We start from the raw sequence: 2,678 nt of genomic DNA, 5'->3' as shown, positions 1-2,678 counted from the left end.
CTTTACGTCCATGTTGGCGAGCATGTCGGCGTCCGTGGCCTGGCCTCTGGCGCGCATCCCCGAGATCAGCTGGTCCTTCGTGACGCTCTCCACCGGCACGCCGGGCGGCAGCGTCTTGGCCACCTGCTCGGTGAGGATCTGCGACATCAGGCCCGAGAAGAGCTCGTTGGTCGCGCCGCCGAGGATCTTCGGCCCCAGCGTCGAGAGCACGACGCTCACGAGCGCGAGTGTCACCACGAACGCGATCATCGCGCGACGGGGCTTCAGCAACCCGAGCAGCCGCCGTCCCGAGACGCGGAAGTCCTTGGACTTCGCGCCCGAGCCGATCATCCCGTGGCCGCCCATCATGCCGGCCGGCCCGCCGGGCCCGCGCCCGCGCCCGGGGCCGCCCGCGCTCTCTGGCTTCGTCTCGGCCATCTAGGCGATCTCCTCCTCGGTCACCTGCGAGAACACGATCTCGCGGTACGTCTCGCAGGTCTCCATGAGTTCGGCGTGCGTGCCGATGCCGGCGACGCGTCCCTCGTCGAGCACCACGATCCGGTCGGCGTGCATGATCGTGCCGACCCGCTGGGCGACGATGACCACGGTCGCCTCGCGCGTCTCGCTCGCGAGCGCGGCGCGCAGGCGCGCGTCGGTCTTGAAGTCGAGCGCCGAGAAGCTGTCGTCGAACACGTAGATCTCGGGGCGCTTCACGAGCGCGCGCGCGATGGCGAGCCGCTGGCGCTGGCCACCGGACACGTTCGCGCCGCCCTGCGCGATGGGCGCGGCGAGTCCCTCGGGCATCTCGGTGACGAAGTCGGCGCCCTGGGCGATGCGCAACGCGGCCCACAGGTCCTCGTCGGCGGCCGCCTCGTCGCCGTAGCGCAGGTTGCTCGCCACGGTGCCCGAGAACAGGAACGCCTTCTGCGGGATGAAGCCGATGCGCCGCCACAGGTCCTCCTGCGCGAGCGCGCGCACGTCGACGCCGTCGACAAGGACCTCGCCGGCCGTCACGTCGTAGAAGCGCGGGATGAGGTTGACCAGCGTGGACTTGCCCGAGCCGGTCGACCCGATGATCGCGGTCGTCTCGCCGGGACCGGCCGAGAACGAGATGTCGCGCAGGACCGGCTCCTGGGCGCCCGGGTAGCGGAACTCGACGCCGCGGAACTCGAGGCAGCCGCGCTTCGCGTCCGGCGAGATCGGCGCGGGCGGGTCGGTCACCGACGGCTCGGCGTCGAGCACCTCGCGGATGCGTACGGCGGACGCCTCGGCACGCGGGAGCATCGTGAGCATGAAGGTCGCCATCATCACCGACATCAGGATCTGGATGATGTAGTTCAGGAACGCCATCAGGTTGCCGATGGGCATGCCTCCGCCGGCGACCCGGTGCGCGCCGAACCACAGGATGGCCACGGTCGACAGGTTCATCACGCCGAGCAGCACCGGCCACATCAGCGAGAACAGCCGGAACACCTTGCGCGCGTTGTCGGTGAGGTCCTCGTTGGCCTCGGCGAAGCGGGCCTGCTCGAAGCCGTCGCGCACGAACGCGCGGATGACGCGCACGCCCGAGAGCGTCTCGCGCATGACCTGGTTGATGCGGTCGACCTTCTTCTGCATCGAGGTGAACAGCGGCAACGCGGTCTTCGCCAGGATGCCGAGGAACACCACCATGAGCGGCACGATCACGAGCAGCGTGGCCGAGAGCGGCACGTCCTGGCGCAGCGCCATGATGACGCCGCCGATGCCCATGAACGGCGCGAGGATCATCACGTTCAGGCTCATGAGCACGACCATCTGGATCTGCTGGACGTCGTTGGTGTTGCGGGTGATGAGCGACGGCGTGCCGAAGCGGTTGACCTCGGTCTGCGAGAACGAGCCCACGCGACGGAAGATGGCGGCGCGCAGGTCGCGCCCGAACGCCATCGACGAGTACGAGCCGAAGTACACGCTCACGATCGAGATGATGCCGAGGACCAGCGTGACGGCGAGCATGAGGCCGCCGATGCGCAGGATGGCGGCGGTGTCGCCCTTGGCCACGCCGTCGTTGATGATGTCGGCGTTGAGTTCCGGCAGGTACAGGCCACCGATCGCCTGCACGAGCAGCAGCAGCATCACGAGCGCTACGCGCCAGCGGTACGGCTTCAGGTAGGTCTTGAGCAGCGAGATCATCGGGAGGCGTCCTCCGTCCGGTGGTGCGGGCAGTGGGCGCGCCGGTCCTCGTGCGCGCGGGAGAGCACGTCGCGCAACGCCTCCATGCCGCGCTCGATGGCAGCGAGTTCGCCGGCGCTCGCATCGGAGAACACCGACTCCATGTGGTCGACGCCGGCGACCATGAAGCCGCGCATCGCGTCGGCACCCGCGTCGGTCAGCGTGAGCAGGACGCGGCGGCGGTCGGCGGGGTCGGTGGAGCGCCCGATCCACCCGTGCCGCTCGAGCGCCGACACCATCTTGGAGACCGTCGGCGCCGAGACCTGCATGCGCTCGGCGAGCTCACTCGCGGTCACACCGCCGCCGTGCATCGACATGAGCGCCTTGAAGTGCGACGGGTGCACGCCGACGCGCTCGCGCAGGCCGGCGGCGAGCGTGCCCATCGCCCACGGGACGGTACGCGCGGTCACGCGGGCGACCCGGCGCGCCGGGGACTCGTCCGGGTCGGGTTCGAGGTCGTGGAAGTGGTGGGGTCCGGCCATGGTTCGCCC

General features: G+C 69.9%; 3 protein-coding genes. All 3 read right to left on the bottom strand.

The annotated features are described in order from the left end of the window. The coding region (locus FDZ70_09055) for an ABC transporter ATP-binding protein (protein ID TLM70724.1) at nucleotides 1-417 on the bottom strand (417 nt) is incomplete at its 3' end. Beyond that, nucleotides 418-2,148 (bottom strand): ABC transporter ATP-binding protein, encoded by a 1,731-nt coding sequence (locus FDZ70_09050; GenBank protein ID TLM70723.1) that lies wholly within the window; start codon nucleotides 2,146-2,148, stop codon nucleotides 418-420. Beyond that, nucleotides 2,145-2,669, bottom strand: coding sequence for a MarR family transcriptional regulator (locus FDZ70_09045; GenBank protein ID TLM70722.1), 525 nt, complete (start codon nucleotides 2,667-2,669; stop codon nucleotides 2,145-2,147). Before FDZ70_09045 ends, FDZ70_09050 begins: the two co-directional genes overlap by 4 nt. Nucleotides 2,670-2,678: the final 9 nt, after the last annotated feature.

The organism is Actinomycetota bacterium (assembly GCA_005774595.1).
Classification (GTDB): Bacteria; Actinomycetota; Coriobacteriia; order Anaerosomatales; family D1FN1-002; genus D1FN1-002.
The sequence above is the reverse complement of the archived record's forward strand: the minus strand, read 5'-3'. Positions and strand labels throughout refer to the sequence as shown.

Excerpts from the sequence above, each read along its gene's own strand:
- FDZ70_09050 (TLM70723.1), bottom strand. The coding sequence starts at position 2,148 with ATGATCTCGCTGCTCAAGACCTACCTGAAGCCGTACCGCTGGCGCGTA.
- FDZ70_09045 (TLM70722.1), bottom strand. The coding sequence starts at position 2,669 with ATGGCCGGACCCCACCACTTCCACGACCTCGAACCCGACCCGGACGAG.